At 59.5% G+C, this 5,322-nt stretch carries 7 protein-coding genes; 6 read left to right on the top strand and 1 reads right to left on the bottom strand.

Going from position 1 to position 5,322, the window contains the following annotated elements; all coding sequences use genetic code 11:
- On the top strand, positions 1 to 1,166 hold a 1,166-nt coding region (locus tag APM_RS19555), incomplete at its 5' end, for an NRAMP family divalent metal transporter (protein WP_007425121.1).
- A gap of 27 nt (positions 1,167 to 1,193) precedes the next feature.
- Positions 1,194 to 1,508, top strand: coding sequence for a hypothetical protein (locus APM_RS19550; protein WP_007425120.1), 315 nt, complete (start codon positions 1,194 to 1,196; stop codon positions 1,506 to 1,508).
- Between the two features lie 214 nt (positions 1,509 to 1,722).
- On the opposite strand, the gene mntR is transcribed toward APM_RS19550, so the two are convergent.
- Positions 1,723 to 2,175 carry a manganese-binding transcriptional regulator MntR gene (mntR, locus tag APM_RS19545; protein WP_007425119.1) on the bottom strand — a complete coding sequence of 151 codons (453 nt, stop codon included), beginning with the start codon at positions 2,173 to 2,175 and terminating at the stop codon, positions 1,723 to 1,725.
- A 78-nt stretch (positions 2,176 to 2,253) separates the two neighbouring features.
- Here mntR and APM_RS19540 point away from each other — a divergent pair, with 78 nt between their 5' ends.
- From APM_RS19540 to APM_RS19525, 4 genes are all read left to right on the top strand, one after another.
- Complete coding sequence (locus APM_RS19540; RefSeq protein WP_039889397.1) at positions 2,254 to 2,451, top strand: hypothetical protein; 198 nt, start codon at positions 2,254 to 2,256, stop codon at positions 2,449 to 2,451.
- Positions 2,448 to 3,797 (top strand): NRAMP family divalent metal transporter, encoded by a 1,350-nt coding sequence (locus tag APM_RS19535; protein ID WP_039889394.1) that lies wholly within the window; start codon positions 2,448 to 2,450, stop codon positions 3,795 to 3,797. The genes APM_RS19540 and APM_RS19535 overlap by 4 nt, the downstream gene beginning before the upstream one ends.
- A 140-nt stretch (positions 3,798 to 3,937) precedes the next feature.
- Positions 3,938 to 4,654, top strand: coding sequence for an MgtC/SapB family protein (locus tag APM_RS19530; RefSeq protein WP_007425117.1), 717 nt, complete (start codon positions 3,938 to 3,940; stop codon positions 4,652 to 4,654).
- Between the two features lie 87 nt (positions 4,655 to 4,741).
- Positions 4,742 to 5,322 (top strand): carbohydrate porin (locus APM_RS19525; RefSeq protein WP_007425116.1); only part of this gene is annotated, 581 nt, incomplete at its 3' end.

Below are 5,322 nucleotides of genomic sequence, written 5' to 3'. Positions count from 1 at the left end.
TTACCTATGCGCAGACTGGCGCCACCTATGGCTTCAGCCTGTTCATCCCGCTGATGATCCCGCTCGGCTTCATCGCCTATCTGGTCCAGGAAATGACCATCCGGCTTGGCGCCGTCACTCGCCGCGGCCATGCCGAGATGATCTGGAAACGCTATGGCGCGTTCTGGGGCGCGTTTTCGCTGATCGATCTCGTGGTCGCAAATATTCTCACCCTGATGACCGAGTTCATTGGCATCCGTGTAGCGAGCGAGATTTTTCATGTTCCCTATTTGGTAACGATCCCGGCCGCGTTCGTTTTCATCGTCAGCATCCTGTTGTTCCTAAAATATTACGCTTGGGAGCGCATCTCGCTATTCGTTGCAGCGTTCAACATGGTGTTCGTGCCGCTCGCCCTGTTTTCGCATCCCGACTGGGCCGCGATCGGCCGCACTTTCACCGGCTCCAGCTGGGCGTTACCCGGCGGATTGCTCTCCGCCAGCTTCCTGATCCTGGTTTCGGCGAATATCGGCACTACGATCGCGCCCTGGCAGTTGTTCTTCCAGCAATCCTGCGTGGTCGATAAGGGTATCTTGCCGCAGGATATCAAAGCCAGCCGTCGCGATCTGATGCTCGGCGTTATCGGCATGGTGGTGGTCGCCACCTCGATCATCGTGATTTCAGGGCAGTATCTGCACGGTCTGCCGAACGCCTCGGCGCTGGGCGACCATTCAGTGCTCACCGGTATCGGGTCGAAGCTGGGGCATGGTGCCATGATCGTTTTTGCAATCGGCTTGCTCGAAGCCGGCCTGATCGCCTCGATCGTGATCACCGCCAGCACCGCCTGGGCGATCGGCGAGGCGCTCGATGTGCCTCGGTCGGTTAACATATCGCCGCGCCGGTCGCTCTATTTCTATGCGCCGGCGATTCTCGGTACTGCGGTCGCGGCCGGTGTTCTGATGCTGCCGGACGTGCCGGTCGGGTTCCTCAATCTGACCGTCCAGGTGATCGCGACAGTGTTTATGCCGGCGGCCATGCTATTCCTGCTGATGCTGCTCAACGACCGTGAATTACTGGGCGATCATGTGAATTCACCGATCCGAAACATTCTTTCGGTCGGCGTCATGGTTATGCTGATCGCCTGCAACTGCCTCTACGGTATCGCCACCGTGTTTCCCCATGCCCTTTGAAACGTCGTCGTTCAGGAGCGTCATGCCATGAACCAAAACAATCGTTTTGCCGCGGGCGAGACCCGTCGTTCGAAGGGCTTCGGCCGGATACCGATGCCGCGCGCAGCCGGGGCCAGCCAGCGTGACCTCGACCGTACCGCCCATGACAGCAGGGCCGACATCGCCGCGATCGCGCACAGCGAAGGCTGGCTGACCCCGCTCATGCCGATCGAGCGGGTTGCCCTGCGGCCCTGGCAGCAAGCCGTGTTCTGGGGGCTGCGCTTCTATATCGGCGTCATGCTGATCATCATGGGCTGGGGATTTTTGGGGTCGCCGCACGATTGGTTCAAAATTGCACGTTAAGGGAAAAGCTAACAAAATCAGGGGCTTTCAAAAACGCCCGTTTGTGCATGAAAATGCCGAACACGGCGAAATCTGGTTTTTTCCTTTTCATAACCCTCTTTCAAAATCGGGTCGAAAGGTAAGCGCCATACGAAATGGCGCTTACCGTGCAGTTTCTGACAAATCGTGCGACGACCCCTTTTTCCACGCCGCAGCGGGATAGGCCCGCAGGCGTTCAACTACGGTGACTTTGAATAAATTTGGTGAACGCCTGCATCGTCACATCCGAAACGTAATGTTCGATTCCTTCGGCGTCGGCTTCGGCGGTCTCGGTCGGTACCCCGAGAGTCTCCAGCACAGCGACAACCAGCCGGTGCCGCAACCGTGCCCGCTCAGCCATCTTCCGGCCTGCGCTGGTGAGAAAGACACTGCGATAGGGCTCAGCCTTCACGAGCCCTTCGCGCTTGAGCCGATTGATCGCTTTCACTGCGGTCGGATGCGCTACCCCAAGGCGGCGGGCAATATCGACAAGCCTGGCCTCGCCACTGTCCGTAAGCAGATCGGCGATTAGTTCGACATAATCCTCCAGCAACGCTGTCGATTGCGCATAGCGCATCCTGCCAAAGCGGCGGGCCTGGACAGGTTCTGCTGGCAGGATTGCCGGAACCTGAAGATTGGCTTTGTTCACAATTAGCCGAACCTCCCGACGATTGCGTCGTCAACGACGCGATTGACACCGATTAACCCATACCTTTATCATGTAGCTATGGCAACAGATAATACCTTCATGCAATTCGATCCAACTGTTCCTCTCGACGCCGCATTTTATGCATCCCGCCGCACCATGTTCTGGCGACGCCGTCCGGTCTCTCCGGGTCTGCAGATGTTGTTGTGGTCCTTGCGGCTTTACGTGGTTCTGATGCTTGCGGTCGTCGTCATAGAGCTTGCCCGTGTCCTGAAATGAGCGCACCTGAGGCCACCGTGCCGACGGTTCCGTCCCATGAGGATTTTGATCGGGCCAGTGACCGGCGGATGATAGAGCGTGCGCGCCGCCACGGTTCTTCTTGGTTCGGTATACGGGTTCTTCTGCTCCTCATCGGCCCAGGCGTGATCACCTTTCTCGGCGAGAACGATGCACCGAGCATGCTGTCCTACGCGGCGACCGGTGCCCAGTTCGGCATCGGCTTTTTTCTGCCCTTCATCGTATTCACCTTCATGGTCGGATTCGTCGTCCAGGAAATGGTCGCGCGCATCGGCATCGCGACCGGGCAGGGCCATGCTGAGCTGATCTTCGCCCGGTTCGGCGGCTTCTGGGGCGGTTTCGCGATGCTGGACCTTTGCGCCGGCAACTTTCTCACCCTGGTGACGGAATTCATCGGTATCCGTGCCGGGCTGGGGTTCTTCGGCGTGCCACCTTTACTCGCCGTTGGCGGTAGCATCCTCGTTATTGGACTGGCGATCTCGACGTCGCGCTATCGGACCTGGGAGCGGCTCGTAATGGCGCTCGCACTGGGCAACGCCATTTTTCTGCCGATCGCGTTTCTCGCACACCCGGACGCTCCAGAGATCGGCCACGCCTTGCTGACCTGGAGTCCGCTACCCGGTGGTTTGAAGCCGGATACGATCGCCTTGATGATCGCCGATATTGGCGCCACGGTAACGCCCTGGATGCTGTTCTTTCAGCAAGGTGCGGTTGCGGACAAAGGGCTGGTGCCGAGGGATTTGTTGGGTGCCAGGATCGACACCCTGGTTGGGACGATCCTCGCCACAGTTTTCGCGATCGCCGCCGTGGTCGCCACCGCACCGCTATTCGCGCATGGTATCAGTGCCGGAAACTTTCAGGCAGCGCAATTCGCCCAGGCGCTGCAGCCGGTGATCGGGCGGCTTGGCGCCTCGCTGTTCGCGATCGGCATTTTCGAAGCCGGACTGGTTGCTGCGATCACGATATCGACTTCGTCGGCCTATACGTTCGGCGAAGTGACGCGCACTGCTCATAGCCTGAACGCACCCTTGCGCGACGGCCGTTTTTTCTATGCCGTGCTTCTGGTGTCTGCCTGCGTAGCTGGGGGCTTGACCCTGATCCCCGGAGCGCCGCTGGAAGATATCATAATTTTGGTCAATGTTGTTGCCACACTTGCAATGCCGCCAGCGCTGCTCTTCCTGATCGTGATCGCCAACGATAGCGAATTGATGGGACCTTACCGCAACCGGCGCCTGGCCAATACCGCCGGCATCGGCGTCACGGCACTTCTCGTCGCGAGCGGCCTCGCCTTCGCCGCGAGCGTGCTGTTTCCACATCTGTTCGGTTGACGGGGGATTGTCTTCCTTAGCTGTGTCGGGTGAGGTGAGGTACCCGGTACTCCGCCGAGGCGTGAAGCGAATGCCATCGTGGCGCAACTTCAAATGGCGATCACGTTCTGAATGTCGTCATAGCTGCCAACGAGGTTTCAATGACCGCCCTACCGCCGCCGCTTGCCGTTCCGTTTCTCACGACCGTCGCGGATTTCGCGATTGCGTTCGTGCTCGGCACTCTGGTCGGTGCCGAACGGCAATGGCGGCAGCGTTCTGCAGGCTTGCGGACGACGGTGCTGGTCGCACTCGGTGCCGCGGCCTTTGCCGATCTCGGCATCCGTCTCGCAGGCCCGGCAGGCTCCACCCGTGTCGTCGCCTACATCGTCTCCGGCATTGGATTTCTGGGGGCTGGGGTCATTTTGAAGGATGGGGCGAACATCCGAGGTATCAACACGGCAGGAACCCTGTGGTGCTCGGCGGCTGTGGGTGCGTTCAGCGGCTGCGGCTTTCCAGCGGAAGCGACCGTGCTCACAGGTTTCATCCTCGCCGGCAACACCTTGCTGCGTCCCCTGGTTAACTACATCAACCGCCGACCCATCGATGCCCGTGCGACCGAGGCACAATATGCCATTCACGCGCTGTGTGACCCGACCGATGTTTCCGACGTGCGCGATCTGCTGTTTGCCGAATTGGAAGCGGCGCATTACCCGATCCGCGCGATCGAGACGCTCTCCGACAGCGACGAGTTGGTCGAACTGGCAGCAACCCTGGTACCAACCAATGCGAAGCCAGACGAACTTGATGCCGTCGTCGCGGCGTTGGAAAAGTCAAGCATTATCAAGACCGCAACCTGGACCGTCAGCACCACGGCCTGACCCCAGGGGCTACGCATGAAAATTTGGGGCATAATTGAGGGCACGGAATCGGGTGTGATTCGGGGAGTCTCCTTGAGATTGGGAGACGTGCATGTCGGTGATCAATCATCATCCCGCCGAAACGCAACCCATCAAAATAACCTGACGGGTACCCTGGAGATCGATACCGGCAAAGCCTTCGGCCTCCAAGGCGGCACGTTCCATGTCAGCGGGCTACAGATCCATGGGCAGTCGCTGAGCGGCCCCTACCTCGACAATCGACAGGCTGCGAACGGCAACGAGGCCGAGGACACCACGCGGCTCTGGGAACTCTGGTACGATCAGGCCTTTCTGGGCGGTAAGTTCGACATCAAGGTCGGCCAGCAGAGCATCGATAACGAGTTCATGGTCAGCCAGTACTCGAGCCTCTTCGTCAACACGATGGCTGGCTGGCCGCTGATCCCCTCGGACGATCTCTATGGCGGCGGTCCGGCCTATCCGCTGGCATCGCTCGGCGTGCGGGTTCAGGCCAAGTCGACGGATAACATCACCGTCCTGGCCGGCGTGTTCGACGACAATCCGGGTGGCGGCGCGTTCGACGACGATGCGCAGGAGCTCGACAAGAACGGCGCCAAGTTCAATCTCAACACAGGCGCCTTGTTCATCGTCGAGCTGCAATACGCAACCAA

The sequence above is a fragment of the Acidiphilium sp. PM genome, assembly GCF_000219295.1.
Taxonomy (GTDB): domain Bacteria; phylum Pseudomonadota; class Alphaproteobacteria; order Acetobacterales; family Acetobacteraceae; genus Acidiphilium; species Acidiphilium multivorum.
Note: the sequence above shows the minus strand (reverse complement) of the source record. Positions and strands in the feature narration are given on the sequence as shown.